Below are 21119 nucleotides of genomic sequence, written 5' to 3'. Positions count from 1 at the left end.
ATGGTGTCGGCCGTCAGCAAACGCACATCCGCTGTCAGCCTGTCCAAGGTCGTGGAGCGTGCTCCTGATCTGGTGAGCTCGTACAAGGCAGCGGGCAGCAGTATCCGTGCGCATGGGCTGGAGGGAACGCGGGCCGCGGTCTACCTGGTGCTGGACCGCTCCGGGTCGATGCGCCCCTACTACCGGGACGGGACCATGCAGCACTTGGCCGAGCGGGTACGGTCTCTGTCCGCTCATCTCGATGACGACGGCATAGTCCCGGTGATGTTCTTCTCCACGGACGTCGACGGATCCACCGACCTCGCACTCGGTTGGCATCGCGGCCGCATCAACAAGCTCCACGAAAACCTCGGCCATATGGGCCGCACGAACTACCACTGGGCCATGGACGAGGTCATCGACCACTACCTAGCCTCAGGCAGCGACGCTCCGGCGCTGGTCATCTTCCAGACCGACGGCGGGCCGACCAGCAAGTTCGCTGCCGAACGCTACCTCTGCAAAGCCGCCCGGCTACCGCTGTTCTGGCAGTTCATCGGCTTCGGCAACCCCGACGACAACGAATTCTCCTCCCACGTACTGGCGTAAAGCCCGACCAACAGCAGCCCGAGCCAGCCCGTCCCCGGGCTTCCCCTCCGCGCACCTACTGAACCGGCGTTAGCCCCGTGCAAAGCCCGCCACATGAGGCAGAACCGCTGAGCAACTCGCTGCCGTACAGCACGACATCGGTGCCGCCGGTAACGGCTCTGAAGCCCGGACAGAGCCCCTCGATCCGGTGACCGCGGGATGACGGAGCTTCAGCACCTTACCCGGCTGAGATCATGAGCGTTCGTTCATAAGCCCCAACTCGCTGGAGCCCCCGTGACGTGCCGCACCCGCCCCGCTCAGTAGTGGCGTGCGTAGCGGTGCAGGCGGGTACGGGCTTCGGAGTTGGTGACGCCGAGGGCGGTGGCGATGGTGTCCCAGGGCTGGTCGTCGGCCCGGGCGATGCGTGCGGCGACCGCGCCGGCCTCGGCGATCGAGGACTCCAGGACGGCGACGAGCCGGAGAGCGGCCAGGGGTGCGTCGGAGGCCAGGGCGTCCAGGCGCTGACGCAGCTGGTCGGACAGGGCGGCGGCGTCGTGGGGAATGGGGACGGCCCGGTGCTCGACGTCGGCGATGTGCCACGTCCAGTCGGCGTGCGGGCCCTGGGTGTCGTAGTCGTCCGGGCCCTCGGCGGCGACCTGCTGCCAGTCGACGGGGTGCAGGGTGCTGCCACGCCAGCCGCACGAGCACGCTCCGCGCAGCGCGGTCGCGTGCGGGGCGAGCGGGGTGTCCCCGTCGTAGACCCACCAGTCGCTCGTCTCGTGGAAATGCGTGCCGCTGCCCAGATCGAAGATCGCCGCCTTCGGCTCCGTGCCGTCGGCCAGCACCGCACCCGGGCGCCCCCGATGCGAGGCGCCGAACCCCTCGTTCTCCCAGGGAAATTCGGTCTCCTGCATGATCCCACCCCTGCTCTCGCAGACCACGCGCGTAGTCGTAGTGCGCTCGATTGCCACTGCCTGGCCCCGACCCTGCCCGAGCCCGGCCGCCGACGGGTGCCGATTACCCGAACCAGTGACATCAAAGTGGCGCCGGCGGGAATCCGCGACGTGGTCCTGCGCTCTCTCGTCTTCTTCTGGGTGAGGCACCGAACCGGCCCGTAACCCCGGCGGGACGACAGCCGTCTGCCAGGGCATGGAAGACCACGTGGCGCGGAATTTGGCCGGGCCCGGCACCGGCTACGTCGACTTCGTCGCAACCAACGAGGCGGCCCTCCTGCAGATCGCCGAGCTCGTCGCACGGACCTGGACGAGGCGGTCCTCCCACAATCCGGCACTTGCCTGGGCAGGCGGCCTGCACCGCGCGGGTCTACCTGGACGCCTCGCTGCCGGCGCTCGGCCGGATCCGGGTGCTGGCCCGCGACTGGGTGCGCTTGCCCGTACCGCCATGGGGTGGGCGGCTGGACGGTGCAAAGCCGACGTGTGTCGAGTCGGACCGTTGGGCACAACGTTCGCCGCCATGCAGGACGGGTGTGCTCACGCCACAACAGCCGCCGAAGCGCTGTGCAGGAGAATGAGCGCAAGAAGGGCGAAGGTGGTCGCGGTGACCAGGTTGACAGCCGTAGCCGTCTGTCGGCCCTGTGCGAGCCCCCGCCCCAGTCGGCCGGCGCACAGGCCAAGCAGGCTGTCCCAGACGAGTCCCACGATGAGGAAGACCAGCCCCAGGACAAGGAGCTGAACCCACAATGGGCCGTTCGCAGCGGTCGTGAAGCGAGGCAGGAAGGCTGCGAAGAACAGCACGGTCTTTGGATTGAGCACATTGGTGAGCGCGGCTCGGCGCAGGACCCGGCCTGCGGAGAGTGTGCCACCGGCCGCGGCCGGTGGCGTCCGGGCCGACCGGACCGTGGTCAGCGCCAGCCAGCCGAGGTAGAGACCGCCGGCCAGTTCCACCACGTGCTGAGCGGCGGGGATCGAGCGGAGGAGAACGGCGAGTCCGAGTGCGGCTGCCGTCACGTGCGCGACCATGCCCATGGCCATCCCCAAGGCCGAAAGCAGTCCGGCTCGCGGGCCGCGTTCCAGTGCCACGGCCACGATGTACGCGGAGTCGGGCCCAGGAGCGATGGTGATGATCGCGACCGCGGCGAGATAGGCCGGCAGAAGCGCGAGGTCGGGCATTTTTGCCTCCCTGCTCGGACACCCTGAACGCTCGTAACGTCCTTTTCACGCCTAGCACGTTACCGAAGGCCTGAAACCTTCGCAACGCCCAATGCCCGTTCTACGCGTTACACTTGAGGCATGGCAGTCACCTTTACCGAGCTTCCCGCGGAAGAGCTGACCAAGTTCGTCAACGCGTGGGGCACGCTGCCGCGTGAAGCGGCGGGCCGGAGCGACCCTCCGCTGCGGTCCGAAGGTCTCGCCGCATACCTGGACCTGCCCTCGAACGCCGACGCGCAGCTGATGCCCGGGGCGCTCACCAGGGTTGCGGACCGCCTGCACGCCATCTTTTCTGCGGAGAGCGGCGAGGCGGCCGCGCAGCAATTGACGGATCTACTCCTCGGCACCGGAGCCTGCCCCGCCCTGAAAGTTGCGGCCGATGGCTCGCTGAAGGCCGTGTGGCGCGTCAACGACCTCGACGAGTTGCTCGTCGCGGCCTCGGGGCTCGCCCTGCGCGAGTACGTGTCCACCCACGGCTTCAATCGCATCGGTACCTGCACGGGTGATCATTGCGTCGACGTCTACATCGACCGGTCCCCCGGTGGCCGGCGCAGGTTCTGCTCAGTGACCTGCCAAAACCGCACACGTGTGGCCGCGTTCCGCAGACGTAGAGCAGCTGCCGCCGACTGAAAGCCGGGCCGGCACCACGGACTGAACACGAACGGGGCGCGCCACGCACGTGGTCGGTGTGTCGTGCGAACTGAACCCGTCGTCTTGTCCAGACACCTCACGGCGGCAAGACGTCGAGTCGGGACAGCGGGTGCGAACTCACTGTTCGATTTCGAGGGCCCTGCCGGTGGCCATCAGAGAGTGTCCTTGGTGTGGCCTCGGGCGAAGTCCCATGGGGCGGGTGCATTGGCGGCCGCGTATTCGTCTGCGATGCCGAAGACGCTCCCGCATCCCGGGCATTCCGCCTGGCCGAACAGGTGTTTTAGCCCCCAGGCGAGCCGTTGCTGGCCATCCCGTACGGCCGTCTCGTGCAACATCCTCCCGGTGCCGGTCAGCTCGCCCGGGATGCCGGGCCGGAGCGGGACCTGGTGGACATCCCCCAGATTCCAGTCGCGGATCGAGGAGTAGCAGCCGTAGTCGCCGATTGCGATCGTCACCGGTGCGTCGCAGTGCGGACAAGCGACAGTGACGAAGAAATCGGTGAAGTCGTCCAGGGCCTCGAACCACAAAGGCCGGCCGCCAAACGCGAGTATGGTCCGCAACCGGCTCAGGTACATGTCCCCGGTCAGGCCAGACTGCAGCCGGGCGGCGGCCAGGGGCGCGAAGCTCGGCCAAGGCCGCCGCACCGCGCGCGACTTCTTCGTCGGCGCCGTGCGGTTGAAGGAGGCCACCTGCTATGGCTCCGGCCAGATCGAGCGCCCAGTCCCCGGCGCCCTCGGTGTTCGCGATGTCCGCCAGCTGAGGCAGTGCGGCGATGCTCGCCGGGGTAATCGTCCCCTGGTGGCACAAGCGCCCCCAGAGCTCGCCGATGGCCTCCTGGTCACGACCGATGGCGCGGTCCAGCAACCCGGGTATCGCGTCTGCCGGGCCGTAGGCGTCGTGGAGTGTGGACCAGTCGATCATCCGGTGATTCAAGCACGCTGTGCCGCGAACTCCGGGAGGGGTGAGTCGCTGGCGGGATCACCTACGCCACCGCCAGTGCTGGGGCCTGCGGGGCCGGGAAAGCGGTGCGTTCATCGAACAGGTGACGGTTCTTCAGGCAGTGGTGGAGCTGGCCCAGCATCCGGTTGAACAGGTTGCGCTGGCCGGCGGCGCGGCAGTCTCCGTGGTCGTCACGTGGCCGCCGGTAGTGGGCTTTGGCACCTGGCGAGGCAGTGACCGCTGAGAACGATCATGGTCCGGTCGGCGTGAGGTGCTGACGCGGTTCTCCTACTCCGGCCACGGGACTGGTGAGCTCGCATGTTGAGGTGTCGCCTATTCCAGCGGTGTCGCGCATTCCAGCCCAGAGCGCCCTGATCGGTCACCTTGGGTCATGCGGGCGGTGTCCAGTGTCCGGCCGGGAGTGAGTATGTTCGTCCGATGGCGCGTTCGAAGCGCTTCGGGAAGGGGCGGTGCCGGTGGACGTCGTCGCGATTATGGAAGCACTGGCTGATCAGGGCGTAACGGTGCTGTTCAAGGCCGACGCTGAGCAGATGGCAGAGAGGGGCAAGCCTTGGACCTTCGTCGCCAGTAGAGCGTCGTTGCGCGAGGACGTCCTTGTGCGAACCGATGCCGCGTCTGTGGAGGAATGCCTCGCAGTGTGCTTGCCCCGCCTGCGTGAGCTGGGCTTTTCGTTCCCTGAGTGAGAGAGCGGGTGTGACCGAACCGCCGCCCTGGATGTCAGTACCGGCTGCTTACATGAGCCCATGGACACCGTACACACGACCGCCGCCCTCCTCCCGGACCCCGCCGAACTCCGCGCGCACCTGCGCGCGCTGGCCGTCCTGGACCAGGCGATCTGCCGCGACCCGCGGTTCTCCCGCTACTCCTTCTCCACCACCTGGGGGCCTGGGACCGAGGCGGCTCTGATGGACAACGGCTCGGGTGACGACTTCTCCGTCCTCTTCACCCCGGCCGGTGTGCTCGTCCGCGGCTTCGACCACGAGTCGGAGATGAGCCCGTACGGCACGGACGACGAACAGGTCTGGCCCGGTGTTATCGACGAGGTGCCCGCCGCGCTGCGCCCGCTCCTGGACGACCCGGCCTTCGTCGACGAGGGCCTCGGCGCCTCACGGGTCACCGCCTGCCTGTGGTGGGAGACCGGCGGCAGCGCCTGGCGCACCGGCTCGGACATCGAGTTCCCCCCGGGCAGCACGGACCCGGACGGCTCCGGGCACCTCTTCCGCCTCCTCACCGACCGCTCCCCCGAGGCCGTCCAGGCGCACTTCGAGGAGGACTACGGGCGGCCCGTCCCCCTCGACACCGTCCGTCACGTCCTCGCGGGCCACGCCCTGACCCCCGAAGCCGCCCGCCGCCTCAACCCGGCCGCCCTCTCCGACGAGGCCCTGCTCCGCCGGATCGCCGCCTGCCCCGAGGTCGACGCGTACCTCGCCTGCGACGGCGAGTTCGACCTCACGCGGACCGACCCCATCGAGTCGATCGCCCTGCCGGCCGGCCTCCCGGTGGAGCCCGTGGCCGGCTGCAACGCGGGAGGCACCCACTACCTCTGCGGCCCGGGCGGCTCCGACCGCGTCCGCCCCGTCCTCTACACCGACTCCGAGGGCCAGGCTTCCCTCATCGCGGAGTCCCTCGCCGAGGCCCTGACCCTGGCCATCGTCCTCCCTTCCTGGCACGACGCCCTGGCCGGCTTCCGTCCCCCCGCGCTCAACGCCGACTACCTTGAGGACCACCCGGACCACCCCGAGGTCCGCGACCGCCTCCTCGCCGCCCTCCGCCTCCCCCCGGCCACCGAGGCCGAGGTCCTGGCCCGCCTCCTCGCCACGGCCGCCCGCACCGTCCCGGACGGCTTCCTCCCTTCGGCCGACGGCGAGGAGGACGCGGCCTTCGAACCGATGCTCCGTCTGCCGGCCCAGTAGGACAGCCCCGCCGAGCGCCGCCGTCCGGATTGACGCACCGCTACGGCGAAGCCATGACCGCACTGCCGGTCACCGGCGGCGCCGGGTTCATCGGGTCCGACCTGCGTCCTGGTCCGAGCCGGCGGGCCTGGTCGTGGCGGCATCGTCATCATCCGTCTACGGTGCCCCGCCCAAGCTGCCTTCCTCTGTTCCAAGTACGGCACCGCGATCACGCCGGAGCTCGCCGAGCATTCCGCCGTCCCTGACGTCTCAGACGACGAGCGCGACCGGGACAGGAAGACACGGCGGGCACCTTCCACTGCTCAGCGGGGCCACTACGCGATCGATCCCGAGCCCTGGGGACCCCCTACGTCGTGCAGGATGACCAGGAGGACCCGAAGCCGGCTCAGCTGCGCGGACCTGTGGTCTGCCGTGACGAAGGCTTCGTCATCTCGGCCACTGCCAAACCGGGAGAACAGCAGTGGTGCTGCCGACCGATAGGCTACGAGGGACTCAACCGGGCCTGCCCCTGCGGCGCTCCGGTCACGACCCTCGCGGCCGACTGTTTCGGGCCCTATGAACTACACCTTGGCCCCGTCCGAACATGTGCCTTCTCCCCGTAGGACGCGGAACGATCCGGGCCTGGCCGAAGCCGTTGGACAGCCCATCACCGCAGATGACAGGCTCCGCCTCATGGAGCTACTCAACGTCCTGGCTGAATTCGCCCGGTCGGGACACCTTGGGCCGGTTGAGAACGGCGCGGCCTGGAACCAGGTCACCGCAGCGCTCGGTGAGCCTTGGGAAGTGGCCGTCGGGGAAGCGCCGGTCATGGCCCCGACTGTTCGCTTACGACGACCTTGAGCTCAATGTCTGCCGCTGCCAGAAGGTCACCCTGGTCTGCCTCTAGACCTGGCGTGATGTCATCAACCTCCCGGTCGGCCTAGTTGGCCGGGAGAGGTTCCCCGGCCAACCCAAGTACGCCGACGTGATCGCTTCCCTCGACCGCGCCGGTTACGCCTGGCAGCCTTACACACCCCTCACCTTCGACAACCAATGCGCTGTCCGGGCGACGTCCTCCGGCGTCATCTTCGTCTTCGAAATCCCGGACGGAGAAGGCCCGATCCTCAACGTCGTGGGATCTCCGCCCCATCAGCACGAGTGCCCGGCAACCCACGCGGCACAGTGAGCGGGACGCCGACGGGTGCCGAGCTCGTTCGTCAGCCGGCCGGCGGCTTTGAGGTTGCGGACCTGCGGCCGAGCGTTCTCGTGATCGATGAGGTCGGCTACCAGCCCCTCGAACGTGCGGAGGTCAACCTGGTCTTCCGGGTCATCTCCAAACGTTACGAGAAGGGCTCGATCATCCTGACCTCAAACAGGCCTTCAGCCAATGGGATATCCGTAGTGAAGCCGACGACCTCGTCGCCGTCTCGGGCGATGATCAGACGCATCCGGGCCCGCTGCGCGTAGATCTGGTAGTGCGAGATGAACTCTGCGACCTCGCTTGGGCCTTCCCTGTACGGCGGCTCCTCGTATACCTCCTCGTACGCTGCGATAAAGACGTCGAGTTGCCGCGCGGCCTCCTGGCCCTCGAAGCGTTCGTAGGCCAATTCCTTGGTCGGCGTCACGCTGCTCCCTTCATGGCGAGGGTGGCGGTACAGGGCTCGGTTGCGACCGTAGGTGCTGTCCTGATGGTTGAGTGCGGCGCGGAGGAACAGTCGTCAGATGCCCTACCGGTCCGGTCCACCGCAGCGGCAAGGCACCGGTGTTGCGGGCCCCGCCCAGCGCGGTGAGCGGCAGCAGAGGTGGCAGGTCCTAGCTTCGAAGACCTGTACGTACTGGTAGCCTGCCGCCCCGCCCACGAGCCGATCTTGGTCCGGGCAGGCGGGATCCAAGTTCTTCTGCACAGTGATGAGGTACGCATGAAATCAGGCAGAAGCGGCGCCGCGGTCGCCTTCGTGGGGGCGCTGGCCCTCGCAGCGGTCACGGCGCCCTCGGCCCAGGCCGCCGGCACCGGCATATCGGTGTCCAAGGTTGTCATCAACAAGGGCAAGCCCGTCGTGGTGGGTACGACGAACGAGCAGGTCGTGCCTATGTCTTTCCGTATCAACCTGCCTTCGGGGTCGTCCACGGCCCACCCCGGGACCTACGAGGCGACGCCGTATCTCTACAACGGCACCTCGGCCGCCAAGGGGGCCCAGTACAACGGGCCGTACGTCACCGACGCCCTGTGCCACGCAGTGACTGACAAAATTGCGGACTGCACCGCCGTCATGCGGTTCTGGCCGGATCAGCTGCGCTCGAACAGTGACGCGACCACCTGGAAGATCGGCGTCGTCACCAGGCTCTACGGCACCCACGCCACGATCAAGGCCGAGGAGATCAAAACAGTCTCCGGAGGCGTGCAGATCCGGCGGTGGGCAAAGGCCACGGTCAACGCGGCCCCGGAGCCGGTGAAGAAGGGCAAGACCATCACCGTCACCGGCACCCTCACACGGGCCGACTGGGTCAAGCACAAGTACACGGGCGTCGCCGAGGCATCCGTCCAGCTCCAGTTCCGCAAGAAGGGTGCCGCGGCCTACTCCACCGTGAAAACGGTGAAGTCCAGCTCGACAGGAGCGCTGAAGACGACCGTGACCGCGTCGGCCGACGGCTACTGGCGCTGGAGCTTCGGCGGCTGGCACACCACCGGCACCGCCATTTCCCCCGTCGACTACGTCGACGTCAACTGAACAAGCCACTCTCAGCTCGGACCGCGCGGTGCGCGGCACCTTCCGGCGCCGCGCACCGCCCCCGAGTACGGCCACCGCGACGATGGCCGTCCATAAATGGGCCGCTCGCAACGAGGTCGAGCTGTGTTTCACCCCAACCTGCGCCTCCTGGGCAAACCCGATCGAAGCCCACTTCGGACCGCTGCGGCAGTTCACCCTCGCCAACTCGAAACCACCCCCATCACACCGTCCAGACGCGGAACCTGCACTCCTATCTGCGTTGGCGCAACCAGAACGCCCGACACCCCGACGTTCTGGCCGCCCAACGACGAGAACGCGCTCGCGTCCGCAACGCGAAGGGCATGCGCTGGGGCGGACGCCCGATGAAAGTCGCGTGACCCTACTGACGGCACCGGCAACACTGACGTCATGACCGTTGATCGTGAAGCCCTTCAGGCCAGCTGGAAGCAGACCCGTGGCCACCTCGACTCCGCCCGGGCCCACCTCACGGGCCTGCCGGACATCGATCTCTCGGCAACGTTGGAATTCTTGGAGCACAACGAGCTGGGACTCGCCTTCGACTGCCTGGTCGATCTCGGTGACGACCTCGACCTGCCCCTCAGTTTCTGGCGGCACCTGGACCGAGCAGCCCGTGAGATGCGGCTCTATAGCGACGCGCTCCGCACGCCCCACCTCACATCTGCCGACTTCTGCCGCCGTCACCTCGCCGCTGCCTCCGAGCAGGAGTGACCCGCCAACCCGGCGAACCTTCCCGATCACAGGACAGGGCCGGACGTCGCCGCCCCTGGCGATGGGGAGGGCGGAGCAACGTGCGCTGACCGGACCGCCGCCGGTACGGGGGAACCCATGCGGCACGGGTTGCGCGGTGACCGACTGACCTGGTGCCGTGCAAGGGCGCGAAGTGAGCTGATGAGCGGGACGGATATCGTCCGGGCATGACACATGGGTTCGATCTTGCCGCGTCGCTCGCCAGGGGCGTCGAGGGCCGTAGTGGTGCATGGACCTTCATCCAGGGCTTCACCGCCCACTGGGTCGGTGCCGCCCTGGGAAGCGATGACGGATGGACGGAAGCCGATCTCGACGCTGCCGAGGAGAGGCTGGGTGTCCGGCTGCCGGCGGCGTTGCGCGAGGCGTATCTGCTGTTCGGACGTCGGCAGGATCTCACCAGCAACCACGATGTGCTGCTCGGCCCTGCAGAGCTGTATGTCGATGATGCCAAGGAGGCGCTGGTCTTCCGTCACGAGAACCAGGGGGCCGCATCCTGGGGCATCCTCCTCGACAGCCTCCAGGATGACGATCCTGCGGTGCTCATCCGGCTTGATCTTGCTGACAAGAGCGCCGAGGGGTGGGAGGGCTGGCTGGAGCGTCTTTCCCTTTGCTTCGTTGAGATCATCTTGTCGGAGTCCCTGCAGGCCGATGAAGAGCTCTGCGACTTCCTCGACCCGGATGACGACAGCCTCGAACTTCTGGAAACGAACTCCGTCCGGCTGCCGTTCCCGGCATACCCCATCGGCGAGAAAACCCGGTGGTTCCTGGGTCAAGACGCCCTTCTGCGCGATGACGACGGCGCGGCCATCCTGGCCCGCGGCCGGACGGCAGAAGACCTTGACCGCATTCGTGACCTGATCCCGGGCGACTGGCTCAACGACTATCGCTGACCGGGCCGAAGACTCCTGTCGGCTCAGTTGCCCACGCCGGCGTCAGCCCAGGGCCTGGTGTTCGGCGCGGGTGGCGGCGAGGCGGTACGGCTGTGCGGCACGCTGCCGGCCTCGACGGCGAGCACGACGTGCAGCAGGAAGGCGGCCGCCACGCCCGCGAAGACGTACAAGGCGCGGTAGCGGGTGCCGAGGACGAGGCCGGTGAGGGCGGTCTTGTCCGATGCGGGACCTGCCTCCGGGCCCCGGCCTGCCGCACGCCGAGGCCTGGGACTCCGGCGCCGATGCCTGGACCACCTCGCGCCGGCAGTCGTTCGCCAACGACCTGACCGACCCCCGGCTCATCGCGGTCACCGACAACGTCGACCAGGCCAAGGGCGACCAGGACCCGGCCACCTGGATGCCCTCGCGCAGCGCCTACCGCTGCACCTACGTGCGCGCCTGGGTGCGGGTGAAGTACTACTACGGCCTCTCGGACGACTCGGCGGAGAAGTCCGCCCTGCGGGGCTACCTCGCGAACTGCTGACGCCGGCCGGCCGCCGTCCGTTCGGCGCCGACCTTCCACCGGCCTTCGTCGCCCCGTACCGTACGGGGCGACGAAGGAGAGGATCATCATGGCGGGACTGCGCCTGGGCCCACTGCTGAGGTACACGGACGGTTCGTGCGCGACGGTCTGGGTCGAGACGAGCGGCCCCTGCACCGCCGAGGTGCGCTGCGCCGACGGGGCGCGGGGCACGGCCGGCACCTTCCTCGTGGCCGGCCACCACTACGCCCTGGTCCCGGTGGAGGGCCTGACCCCCGGCACGTCGACGCCGTACGAGGTACTCCTCGACGGTGCGAGCGTGTGGCCGCCGCCCGACTCCCCCTTCCCGCCCTCGGTGATCGCCACGCCCACCGACGACGACGGCCTGCACGTCGCCTTCGGCTCCTGCCGCTGGGCCGCGCCGCCGGCCGGTGGCAAGGACCCGGTGGGCCCGGACGCCCTGGACACCCTCGCCGCCCGGATGGCGGCCGACCCCGGGGGCGCCCGCCCCGACATCCTGCTGCTGCTCGGCGACCAGGTGTATGCCGACGAGGTGTCCGACGCCACCCACCGCTGGATCGGCGACCGCCGTGACCTGGACGAACCGCCCGGCGACCAGGTCGCCGACTACGAGGAGTACACCCGGCTCTACTTCGAGTCCTGGCTCGACCCGGAGGTGCGCTGGCTGCTGTCCACCGTGCCCAGCTGCATGATCTTCGACGACCACGACGTCATAGACGACTGGAACACCTCCGCCGCCTGGCTCACCGACATGCGGGCGACCGACTGGTGGCAGGAGCGGCTGCTGAGCGGGCTCATGTCGTACTGGGTGTACCAGCAGCTGGGCAACCTCTCTCCGGCCGAGCTGGCCGCCGACCCGCTGTACGCGGCCGTCCGCGAGGCCCCCGACGGCACCGCCGACCTGCGCGCGTTCGCCACCCGGGCCGACGCCGACGCGGCCTCCGTCCGCTGGAGCTACCGGCGCGACTTCGGCCGCACCCGGCTGCTGATGGTGGACTCCCGCGCGGCCCGCGTCCTGGCGGAGGACCGCCGCTCGATGCTCGACGCGGAGGAGGCCGCGTGGGTGCGCGAGCAGATCCTGGACGGGCGGGGCTCGTACGACCACCTGCTGATCGGCACCTCCCTGCCCTGGCTGCTGCCCCACCTGGTGCACGACGTCGAAGCCTGGAACGCCGCGATGTGCGGCGGCGAGCGCGGCGAGCGCTGGGCCGAGCGCGGGGAACGGATCCGGCGCGGGGCCGACCTGGAGCACTGGGCCGCCTTCCCCTCCTCCTTCGACGCGCTGGGCGACCTGATCGCCGAGGCCGGTACGGGACCGGAGGCGCCCGCGACGGTGAGCGTGCTGTCGGGCGACGTGCACCACGCCTACATCGCCGAGCCGTCCTGGCCGGGGCGTGCACCCGACGCGCGGGTGGCCCAGCTGACCTGCTCGCCCGTCCACAACTCCGTACCGCTCTCGATGCGCCTCGGCTTCCGCTTCGGCTGGAGCGCCCTGGCACGGGCCCTCGGCCGGCGCATCGCCCGGCACGGACGCTGCGCGCCGCCGGCGGTGAGCTGGCGCAGGACCGGCGGCCCCTGGTTCGGCAACCAGATCATGACGCTGACCTTCCGGGGCCGGTCGGCGCGGCTGCGCCTGGAACAGGCCCGGGCGGACCGTGCCGGGGCGAGCGCCCTGCGGACGATCACGGACCGGGAGCTCGTGTAGCGCGGGCAGCGCACCTGACCGGACCGCCCTCACCCAGTCCGGGACTTCACCCCTCGTCGAGGGCGGCGCGTAGGCGTTTCCCCAGGTCATGTCGCTGATACGGGAACGAGTGGTGGGCGGTGGAGGCCAAGCGCGACGGCCAGTGCGCGCTGGTCCACCTGCCCAGCGGGTTTCGATCAGCTCTCCGGCGTTGCGGGGCCGGCATCCGGTGAGGCTTCGAGTAGTGGTGTGAGGCCGGGGTTCTGGCGGGTGCGAGCACGGTGCATTTCGGTTTCGGCGCGGAGCAGTTCGGCTCGTGCTCGCATCATTAGTGTCGGGGAGGAGACGAAGTCAGCCAACGAGCGGCCGGAAACGGCTCCTTGACGCAATCCCCGCCCGCTGGACCCAGCCACTCCATGTCCCCGTCCCAGGCTTCGAGGGACGGGGACCGCACCTAGCAGATCTGCTCCACCTCGCACACCGCCTCGGAGGCTGAATCACAAGATCAGCGACAGAGCCCGTCCATCAACCGACTCCGGGCCCCAGTTCTCCGGGGTGTTCCCCGCCCGGAACGGGCCCTGGACCTGACGAACAAGGGCCCGCGGACCCTGCTGACCGGCTACGAGACCCCGCAGCGATCCGACGACTCGGCGCCAGGCGCCTGGAAAGCCGGCTTCGCGATCGTTGGGTCCTGCGAGCCGACCGGCTCGCCGAGATGGCTTGGGAGGCTGCCGGGCGTCAGCACACCAACCTGCTCGGGGAGAAGCTGACGGCACAGATGGTCCACACCCTTGCGGCCGAGGCGATCGCCCCGAGGAGCTCCCGACGACACCGCTCGTCGAGTGGCGCGGCAGGGGCCCTGACCGGTGGCAGGAATGAGGGCCGGCACGAACGTGCCGCTGGAGCGGGGTCCCGAGTCGGCGTGGCGCCCCGTACCCGCGGGCCTTCCGGCACTACAGGTGGGAGGCACCAACTGGGCGGTGCGCCGCGCGCCTCCAGGGCAGGAGGACGTATGCACGCGATCTGGCACGCCTTGTCCATCACCGGTTCCATGGCCTGGGAGATCGCCTGGGCGCTGATCCTGGGCTTCACCCTGTCCGCCGTGGTTCAGGCCGTGGTCCGCAAGTCCACCGTCGTATCCCTGCTGGGTGACAACCGCCCCCGGACTCTGGCGACCGCGACCGGACTGGGCATTGCCTCGTCGTCCTGTTCCTATGCCGCCGTGGCCCTGGCGCGCTCCCTGTTCCGCAAGGGCGCGGACTTCACCGCAGCCATGGCTTTCGAGATCGCCTCCACCAACCTGGTGGTCGAACTCGGGGTCATCCTGGCCCTGCTCATGGGCTGGCAGTTCACCGCCGCCGAGTTCACAGGCGGTGCCGTCATGATCATCGCCCTGGCGGTTCTGTTCCGTCTCCTTCTGCGTGACCGGCTACTGCGCGAAGCCCGCGTGCAGGCTGAGCGCGGGGTGGCCGGCTCCATGGAAGGGCATGCCGCGATGGACATGTCCGTCCAGCGGGAGGGCTCCTTCGCCCGGAGGCTGTTCTCCCGCGAGGGATACACCTCGGTCTCCCACGTGTTCGTGATGGAGTGGGCGGCCATTGTGCGCGACCTTGTGATCGGCCTGGTGATCGCCGGCGCCATCGCGGCATGGGTGCCGGACTCGTTCTGGAGCTCCTTCTTCTTCGACGGCCACCCGCTCGCTTCCAAGCTGTGGGGGCCGCTGATCGGCCCGCTGGTCGCGATCGCCTCGTTCGTGTGCTCGGTCGGGAACGTGCCCTTGGCCGTCGTCCTGTGGAAGGGCGGCATCAGCTTCGGCGGCGTCGTGGCCTTCCTCTTCGCCGACCTGCTGATCCTGCCGATCCTGAACATCTACCGGAAGTACTACGGCGCACGCATGGCCCTGTTCATGCTCGGCACCTTCTACACCGCCATGGTCCTGGCCGGATACGTCGTCGAGTTCGCCTTCGGCGGCCTCGGACTGGTCCCCGACAGGGCCGGCGCGACCGTCCCGGACAGCGGCGTGAGCTGGAACTACACCACCTGGCTCAACATCGTGTTCCTTCTGCTGGCCGCGATCCTGACCGTCCGCTTCCTGCGCACCGGCGGCAAGGACATACTGCGCATGATGGGCGGATCGCCCGACTCGGGCCACGACCACGCAGCGAACCGGTCGCGTCCATAGCTCCGCAGTGATGGTGGACCACCTTCTCGGCCCCCCTCTTCGAACCCGGCGAGCTCAAAAATTTGGACTGTGCAAAGATTGCACAGTCCAAATCATTGAGGTGATCGCCGACGGCTGCGCCCGCGAGCGCCGGCGCAGAGGAAGAGAAGGAGCCCGATGGTGACCAGTTCCTCCGCGCTTACGCGTACGGACTTCCCGACGTCTCGGATACCGTTTCGCCGGACGCTGCGGAGCGCTCCACTGGGTCTGATGGTGCTGGCCGTAGCCGTCGGTGCGGGAGCCGGTGCCGGATCCATCGTGTTCCGTTGGTGCATCGAGACCTTCACGCGCTTCTTCTCCGGTCACACGGACTACGCGTCGGCCCCCGGCAGCCCGCATCCCCACATGGCCTGGCTCGGGCCGGGCTTCGTGGTGCTGGCCCCTGTGGTCGGCGGTCTGCTGTACGGACCGCTGGTGAACCGGTTCGCCAAGGAAGCGCGGGGGCACGGCGTCCCCGAGGTCATGGTGGCGGTCGCCCAGCGGGGCGGACGCATAAGCCCCAAAGTCGCCGTCGTCAAGACGCTCGCCTCCGCACTCACCATCGGCTCGGGGGGATCGGTGGGGCGGGAGGGGCCGATCGTCCAGATCGGTTCCGCGCTCGGCTCGGCCCTCGGACGCGTGACGAAGGTGACGGAGGGCCGGATGAAGCTGCTGGTCGCCTGCGGCGCGGCCGGCGGCATCGCGGCGACGTTCAACGCCCCCCTGGCCGGCGTCTTCTTCGCCATGGAGCTCATCCTCGGCGCCTTCAGTGCGGAAGCCTTCGGCGCGACGGTCCTCGCGAGCGTCACCGCCAGCGTGATCGGACGCGCCGCCTTCGGTGACACCGCCTTCCTCGACCTCCCCGCGTTCCACGTCGAGCACCTGGCCCAGTACGGACTGTTCGCGGCGCTCGGCATCATCGCGGGTGGGGTAGGTGTCGGCTTCGCCCGCATCCTGTACGCGATCGAGGACGCCTGCGACTGGGCATGGCGCGGGCCGGAATGGCTGCGCCCGGCCGTGGGCGGCCTGGTTCTCGGACTGGTCCTTCTCGCCCTGCCCGAGATGTACGGCGTCGGGTACCCCGTGCTCCAGCGGGCCACGGAGGGGGGTTACGCCCTCGGCTTCCTGCTTCTGCTGATGGCCGGGAAGATGGTGGCCACCAGCGTGACGATCGGAATCGGCGGTTCGGGTGGGGTCTTCGCGCCGAGTCTGTTCATCGGGGCCATGCTCGGGGCCGCCTTCGGAGCAGCGGCCGGTGACGTCATGCCCGCGACCGCCGGCGCGGTCGGCGCCTACGCCCTCGTCGGCATGGGCGCCGTATTCGCCGGCTCCTCGCGGGCACCGATCACGGCGGTGGTGATCCTGTTCGAGCTCACCGGTGAGTACACGATCATCCTGCCGATGATGCTCGCCATCGTGCTGGCCACGGCTACGAGCCGCGTGCTCTCGCACGAGACGATCTACACCCTCAAACTGCTCAGGCGCGGCGTAGACCTGGCCCGTCCCGCACAAGGGGCGCCGATCGGTGGGCAGCGAGTCGCCGACGTCATGGAGGCGCTCCCCCGAGCCGTGTCGGCGAACAGTCCGCTGAGCGAGGCGTCAGGGCTGCTGAGCCTTTCGGGCCACGGGGCTCTTCCTGTCCTCGACGGGACGGGCACCTACATCGGGGTGGTCACGGCCAGGGCGGCGGCCGAGGCCCTCGCCCAGCAGCCGTCGGACGCCCCGGCCGTCGTACGCCAGATAGTGGAGCCGGCGCCCCGCGTCACCACGAACGACTCACTCGCCTCCGCGATGAAGAAGCTCGTAGACGTATCCGGAACGGGGCTACCGGTGCTGGACGACGAGAGCGGCAGCCCCCTTGGCTGGCTCAGCCATCAAGGAACACTGCGCGCCTTGCACTCGTCCCTGCCCGATCGCCCCCACACGGACTCGCGAAGCAGTGCGGCTCCCCGAGCCGTGCAGGCAGGCTCGTACGAGCCCTCGTCTCAGTCATGAGGAGGCAGCTCACCGCGCAGCATCTTGACGCATGCACCGTCGCCAAGCGCCTAGGAGCTGTCGGGCCGATCATTGGTGTGTGCAGCCGGCGGAGGTTGTCTGCGCGGTCCCATAGCCTGCACCCATGACCACCCCGGAGTACCTCTCGACGATTGACTCGCTGGCCGTGCAGCCGTTCCCGGAGGTGACCTATCTCGACGCCTCCGGGGAAGGTGGACCAGAACATCATGTGCGCGTACTGCAGGTCAGTCGGGATTTCTGGGATGACGACGACGGGCAGGCCTGGGTTGAGGCCGAAGCCGAACTGCGGGCCCGCCTCGACGACCTGGCGGCACGCCTGACGGATCGGTGGGGCAGTGCGTTTGTCGTGGACCTCGGACCGTATCTCAGCGCCAGCTGCGAGGGAGAGTCGGTGCCCGAGCCGCTCGACTACCTCAGCCAACAGGCCGTCAGCATGCAGGTGTGGCCGCTCCCCGACAACGATCGTTGGCTCGCGCTGGCGCTCGGCCAGGCCGACAAGGAGCTGCCTCTCATCCTTTTTGCCGCGGTCGGCCGGGCGCCAGCACTCGACTTGAACGCGAGTGGCCGGTCATGAGCGGAGCCACACGATGACAGCCGCAGCTGAGACAGTGCCGAGGAACACGTAGCCTCGCTTGTCATACCGCGTAGCCACCGCACGGAAGTTCTTGAGCCTGTTCACGGCTCGTTCGACGGTGTTGCGCTTCTTGTACCGCTCCTCGTCGAACCCCGGTGGCCGTCCGCCTCGTGATCCCTTGCGCAGGCGGGCGGACTGGCTGTCGGCCTTCTCCGCAATCGTGTGCCGGATGCCGCGCCGCCGCAGGTATTGACGGCAACAACCGTTGCTGTAGGCCTTATCTGCTGCGACGCTGTCCGGCTTCTTGCGGGGCCGGCCCGCCCCGGGCCAGGGAACCCGGATCTTCTCCAGTACCGTCCCGAACTGGGTGCAGTCGGCCCGCTGCCCCGGTGTAACGATCAGGGACAGCGGCCGACAGCGACCGTCCGTCGCGCCAGTGAACCCCGGTCCGAACCCGGTGCAGAATCCCGTCGATCACTTGCCGGTGATCACGCCACCGCCCGCATCGACCGTTGCTCACGGGCAGGAACGGTCGCAGCCGTTCCCACTCCGCGTCAGACAGATCACCACGTTCGCCCCGCCCCATACACAGGACAACGATCCGACCAGGCGACAGTCACATGATCGGGCGGACAGCTCCTAGAAGCGGCCACCGCGAGCCCCGATGCCTCCGGTGCCCGTGTGCCCCATCGGGACTGGTCACTGCAGCTTGCCTGCCGGGGGCAGCCCGGGTCACGAACGCCGGCTGCTGCGCCGGGGGCGCCGTAGAGGAGCAGCGTCCTCGGCGCCCGGAGCGGCGGGCGAGGAGAAACCGCCAGCAACGACCGCACGCTCCCGGACGGGGGATGCCGCCTGCGTGACGGCGCGCTCGGGGGTACGGCGGGGGCGCTCGGCGCGGGCCAGGACCGTGGCGTTCGGGAGCAGCGGCGCGCACGCTTCACAGACCTCTTCGACGCTCCAGACACGGCGCATGACGGGGTCATGGCGCAGGATCAGCAGCACGGCACCTGCGCAATGGCCCTTGACGTCGGGGTGGGCTCCGCAACTCTCCAAGCCGCAGTGGCACCGGGCGTTGGGGCGGAGGACCGCTGCTTTCGCGTGGGCGGCGGCGTGCCGGGCGGCGAACGCCCGTAGCGCTGCCAGGTCCTCGGAGCGGGTCGGCATCCGGCACGCCGCCGTGCTGCAGGTGACGGACGCGGACGTGCGGCCGTGGCCGATAATGCGGACAGTCCAGGCCCGGCCGGGGACTCGGTCGGTAGGTGTTTCGGGGTGCACGGTCGTCACGGCCGCATGCTCCAAGGTGCTCAGAAGATCAATGTGAGATGGCTCCACTATGTGCTACCCGCTGCAGCACGGCGCAACAGATTCCACCCGGCGGTTCCCCGCCGCCCCCACAGGGCCCGACTGCGGGCGAGGACCGTGGCCGAACGCGTGGCCTCTCCGCCCCTCCGCGCGACCGGCCGCCACCCCACCAGGCCTGGGCGGAACCTCAGAACCGGGAATGCTCCGACCGCAGGGGGCTCGTGGCTATGGCCGGTGGTCGGGGGTGGCGCTGCTGACGAACGGCCAGGGCTTCGTCGGTACGGGCGGGTCGCCGCCCAGCCGGAACCGGAGTCCGAAGACTCGCCGAACTGGTCAAGCTGGCTCACCGGGGCGAAATGTGAAGACCTGGTCCAGGCCTGTCAGGGTGAAGATGCGTATCAGGTGCGTCGGCACAGCCTCCAGAACCATGGTGGCGCCCGCCGCTTGAGCGTGCCGGCGGGCAGCAAGGAGGGCCGTGATGCCGGTGGAGTCGCAGAACTCCACACCGGACAGGTCGACGACCAGGAGCTGCCCTGGGGAGAGCCGAAGAGCCTCGGTCCTCAGGCTCAGGGCGGCGGAACTTGCGTAGTCGAGTTCGCCCACCACGTGCAGTGCGGGGCCGGCGGGGGTTGCGTCCGGTGTGATTTCGAGCGGGCTCATACAGAGTGATTCGTTGCCGGCCGGGTGTGCGGATTGGTGGCGGGGATGACGAGAGTCCAGCCGGGTGGCCTCGTCTGCCCTCCGCCGGCCCAGCGGAGTACCGAGAACCCGTCGGGCGTCATGTCGAAGGGCGTCGGCTTCACACAGCCATTGACCTGCGCGGCCCCGGGCGCAATGCCTGGTCGTCCGGGGCCCGTGTCTCAGGTGCGCCGCCGGCGCAGGAACCAGCGGCCCGGCTTGGGCTCTGCCACCGTCTGGTCCCGCTCCGGGTCGTGGGGGCTCGGAGCCGTGATGGAGTGTCTGGGCCTGCTGTACGGCGACGAGGGCGCGGCGCTTGCATCGGTCGCAGAGGTCACCGGGGGTCTGCAGGGAGCCTTACGGGCGGTGCTTAGGCGACGAGAAAAGCGCCATGGGCAGCCGGGTGGCGTCGGCGAGCTGCTCCAAGCGCGCGAGTGATTCCCGCAGTGGGATTCATGGCGAAGCCGGGGCCTCGTAGCGGTCGAACACGGTGTCCCGCTCCCCCTCCCAGGTCCAGTCCGGGTCCCGGCGGTGGAACTCGGTAACGGCCAGCTCGAAGAACTGGTCGGACGGTCTCTTGCTGGATCCATTGATCACCAGTGCGGAGAGCATTGGCTCGGGTCCGGTGCTGTCCTGGCGGCATACGTCACCCAGCAGGAGCGACATCATCCGGCCGTGGTAGTGCACCCGATGCTCTGGCGCCAGGGCCTCGCTCAGTGCCTTGTAGGTGTCGGTCCGGCCCTCCTGGGCCCACCCCCGCAGAACCTCAACCATGGCATCCCGGGCGGCCATGTAGTCCGCATCTCCATACTTCATGTGAGGGCCCCTTCCAGCCGACTGGAACAACACGGTATCGAGTTGACATGAAGCCGGGGTAGGACTCATCCGTCGGCGAGGGTTGCGCGCAGGCGTTCCCCCAGGGCAGCTGCCTCCGTGTCGGTGTAGGACAGGATGCCGTTCTCGGTCATCAGGGCGTGGAACTGCTGTTTCCTGTACGGCGTTCCCGGGGGCAGGCCGGCGATGTGCCAGTGAAGGTGCGCGTTGCCCTGCTGGCTGCCCAGGGACAGCAGGTAGGTGCGCTCGGGTTCGACGACCGCTTCCACCGCAAGTGCCACCTTGCGGACCACGGACATGAGTGCGAGGTAGGCGGGCTCTTCAAGTTCGCGGACGGCATGCTCGATGTGGGTCTTGGGAGCCACGAGCACCTTTCCCGGCACGGTGGGATACCGGTCGAGAAAGGCGATGTGCCGGTCGTCCTCGTACACCGTCACATGCCCGGGTTCACCCGCCACCAACGCGCAGATGAAGCACGGACCGTTACGGACCCTGGCCTCGTACGCCTCCAGGTCCATGGGGCGCCGATCCGCTGCCACAGGCTCTCCTTTGATTGGGTCATCGGGCGGCAGTCTGTCACGGCGTCACCCCGGGTCTTGAGGACTCGGTGAGACGCGCCGCCGCGATCAGCGCCCGGGCTCCTGGTCCGCCTCCCGGGGTGCGCCGTA

At 68.9% G+C, this 21119-nt stretch carries 18 protein-coding genes and 8 pseudogenes; 15 read left to right on the top strand and 11 right to left on the bottom strand.

Annotated features, from left to right (window positions below; genetic code table 11):
* Positions 1–567: pseudogene (locus tag ACIQZN_RS31630) on the top strand (VWA domain-containing protein); the annotation flags it as partial.
* Between the two features lie 314 nt (positions 568–881).
* Here ACIQZN_RS31630 and ACIQZN_RS31625 read toward each other — a convergent pair.
* Positions 882–1478, bottom strand: a complete 597-nt coding sequence (locus tag ACIQZN_RS31625; RefSeq protein WP_404001269.1) for a hypothetical protein — start codon at positions 1476–1478, stop codon at positions 882–884.
* A gap of 576 nt (positions 1479–2054) precedes the next feature.
* Positions 2055–2693, bottom strand: a complete 639-nt coding sequence (locus ACIQZN_RS31620) for a LysE family translocator (RefSeq protein WP_404001266.1) — start codon at positions 2691–2693, stop codon at positions 2055–2057.
* Between the two features lie 120 nt (positions 2694–2813).
* Between ACIQZN_RS31620 and ACIQZN_RS31615 the strand changes: the two genes are divergently transcribed.
* Positions 2814–3362: a CGNR zinc finger domain-containing protein gene (locus tag ACIQZN_RS31615; RefSeq protein ID WP_404001263.1), complete on the top strand. Its 549-nt coding sequence runs from the start codon at positions 2814–2816 to the stop codon at positions 3360–3362.
* 173 nt (positions 3363–3535) lie between these two features.
* Here ACIQZN_RS31615 and ACIQZN_RS31610 read toward each other — a convergent pair whose 3' ends face one another.
* Positions 3536–4072, bottom strand: a complete 537-nt coding sequence (locus ACIQZN_RS31610; RefSeq protein WP_404001260.1) for a hypothetical protein — start codon at positions 4070–4072, stop codon at positions 3536–3538.
* Positions 4073–4365: 293 nt separating this feature from the next.
* Positions 4366–4572 (bottom strand): annotated as a pseudogene (locus ACIQZN_RS31605) (IS110 family transposase); the annotation flags it as partial.
* Between the two features lie 226 nt (positions 4573–4798).
* Here ACIQZN_RS31605 and ACIQZN_RS31600 point away from each other — a divergent pair.
* From ACIQZN_RS31600 to ACIQZN_RS31590, 3 genes and pseudogenes are all read left to right on the top strand, one after another.
* Positions 4799–5026 carry a hypothetical protein gene (locus ACIQZN_RS31600; RefSeq protein ID WP_404001257.1) on the top strand — a complete coding sequence of 76 codons (228 nt, stop codon included), beginning with the start codon at positions 4799–4801 and terminating at the stop codon, positions 5024–5026.
* A gap of 60 nt (positions 5027–5086) precedes the next feature.
* Positions 5087–6256, top strand: coding sequence for a hypothetical protein (locus ACIQZN_RS31595; protein ID WP_404001254.1), 1170 nt, complete (start codon positions 5087–5089; stop codon positions 6254–6256).
* Between the two features lie 1233 nt (positions 6257–7489).
* Positions 7490–7615: pseudogene (locus ACIQZN_RS31590) on the top strand (ATP-binding protein); the annotation flags it as partial.
* Here ACIQZN_RS31590 and ACIQZN_RS31585 read toward each other — a convergent pair.
* The gene (locus tag ACIQZN_RS31585) at positions 7576–7860 is read right to left on the bottom strand and encodes a hypothetical protein (protein ID WP_404001307.1); all 285 of its coding nucleotides are present in this window, start codon (positions 7858–7860) and stop codon (positions 7576–7578) included. The pseudogene ACIQZN_RS31590 and the gene ACIQZN_RS31585 overlap by 40 nt on opposite strands.
* A 294-nt stretch (positions 7861–8154) precedes the next feature.
* Here ACIQZN_RS31585 and ACIQZN_RS31580 point away from each other — a divergent pair, with 294 nt between their 5' ends.
* From ACIQZN_RS31580 to ACIQZN_RS31565, 4 genes and pseudogenes are all read left to right on the top strand, one after another.
* On the top strand, positions 8155–8964 hold the full coding sequence (locus ACIQZN_RS31580) for a hypothetical protein (RefSeq protein ID WP_404001251.1): 810 nt from the start codon (positions 8155–8157) through the stop codon (positions 8962–8964).
* A gap of 88 nt (positions 8965–9052) precedes the next feature.
* Positions 9053–9341: pseudogene (locus ACIQZN_RS31575) on the top strand (IS630 family transposase); the annotation flags it as partial.
* Positions 9342–9372: 31 nt separating this feature from the next.
* Positions 9373–9693: a MafI family immunity protein gene (locus ACIQZN_RS31570; RefSeq protein ID WP_097983065.1), complete on the top strand. Its 321-nt coding sequence runs from the start codon at positions 9373–9375 to the stop codon at positions 9691–9693.
* Positions 9694–9899: 206 nt separating this feature from the next.
* Positions 9900–10622: an SMI1/KNR4 family protein gene (locus ACIQZN_RS31565; RefSeq protein ID WP_404001248.1), complete on the top strand. Its 723-nt coding sequence runs from the start codon at positions 9900–9902 to the stop codon at positions 10620–10622.
* A 98-nt stretch (positions 10623–10720) separates the two neighbouring features.
* Here ACIQZN_RS31565 and ACIQZN_RS31560 read toward each other — a convergent pair.
* A pseudogene (locus ACIQZN_RS31560) lies at positions 10721–10840 on the bottom strand (TMEM165/GDT1 family protein); the annotation flags it as partial.
* A 29-nt stretch (positions 10841–10869) separates the two neighbouring features.
* Here ACIQZN_RS31560 and ACIQZN_RS31555 point away from each other — a divergent pair.
* The 6 genes and pseudogenes from ACIQZN_RS31555 to ACIQZN_RS31530 form a co-directional block, all read left to right on the top strand.
* Positions 10870–11145 (top strand): annotated as a pseudogene (locus ACIQZN_RS31555) (DUF1524 domain-containing protein); the annotation flags it as partial.
* Positions 11146–11233: 88 nt separating this feature from the next.
* Complete coding sequence (locus ACIQZN_RS31550) at positions 11234–12868, top strand: alkaline phosphatase D family protein (RefSeq protein ID WP_404001245.1); 1635 nt, start codon at positions 11234–11236, stop codon at positions 12866–12868.
* Positions 12869–13226: 358 nt separating this feature from the next.
* Positions 13227–13343: pseudogene (locus ACIQZN_RS31545) on the top strand (ADP-ribosylglycohydrolase family protein); the annotation flags it as partial.
* A 516-nt stretch (positions 13344–13859) separates the two neighbouring features.
* A complete protein-coding gene (locus ACIQZN_RS31540; RefSeq protein WP_404001242.1) occupies positions 13860–15029 on the top strand; it encodes a permease in 1170 nt (389 codons plus the stop codon).
* Positions 15030–15278: 249 nt separating this feature from the next.
* A complete protein-coding gene (locus tag ACIQZN_RS31535; RefSeq protein ID WP_404001239.1) occupies positions 15279–17042 on the top strand; it encodes a chloride channel protein in 1764 nt (587 codons plus the stop codon).
* 124 nt (positions 17043–17166) lie between these two features.
* Positions 17167–17637 carry a hypothetical protein gene (locus tag ACIQZN_RS31530; protein ID WP_404001236.1) on the top strand — a complete coding sequence of 157 codons (471 nt, stop codon included), beginning with the start codon at positions 17167–17169 and terminating at the stop codon, positions 17635–17637.
* Here ACIQZN_RS31530 and ACIQZN_RS31525 read toward each other — a convergent pair.
* From ACIQZN_RS31525 to ACIQZN_RS31505, 5 genes and pseudogenes are all read right to left on the bottom strand, one after another.
* Positions 17632–18223, bottom strand: a pseudogene (locus ACIQZN_RS31525) (transposase). The gene ACIQZN_RS31530 and the pseudogene ACIQZN_RS31525 overlap by 6 nt on opposite strands.
* Positions 18224–18369: 146 nt before the next feature.
* Complete coding sequence (locus ACIQZN_RS31520; protein WP_404001233.1) at positions 18370–18801, bottom strand: hypothetical protein; 432 nt, start codon at positions 18799–18801, stop codon at positions 18370–18372.
* Between the two features lie 471 nt (positions 18802–19272).
* Positions 19273–19599, bottom strand: a complete 327-nt coding sequence (locus ACIQZN_RS31515; protein ID WP_404001230.1) for an STAS domain-containing protein — start codon at positions 19597–19599, stop codon at positions 19273–19275.
* 471 nt (positions 19600–20070) lie between these two features.
* Positions 20071–20433, bottom strand: coding sequence for a hypothetical protein (locus tag ACIQZN_RS31510; RefSeq protein WP_404001227.1), 363 nt, complete (start codon positions 20431–20433; stop codon positions 20071–20073).
* Positions 20434–20498: 65 nt separating this feature from the next.
* On the bottom strand, positions 20499–20969 hold the full coding sequence (locus ACIQZN_RS31505; protein WP_404001295.1) for an HIT family protein: 471 nt from the start codon (positions 20967–20969) through the stop codon (positions 20499–20501).
* Positions 20970–21119: the final 150 nt, after the last annotated feature.

This window comes from Streptomyces sp. NPDC097595 (assembly GCF_044761525.1).
GTDB classification, from domain to species: Bacteria; Actinomycetota; Actinomycetes; order Streptomycetales; family Streptomycetaceae; genus Streptomyces; species Streptomyces drozdowiczii_A.
This window is presented reverse-complemented; position numbering and strand designations above follow the sequence as displayed.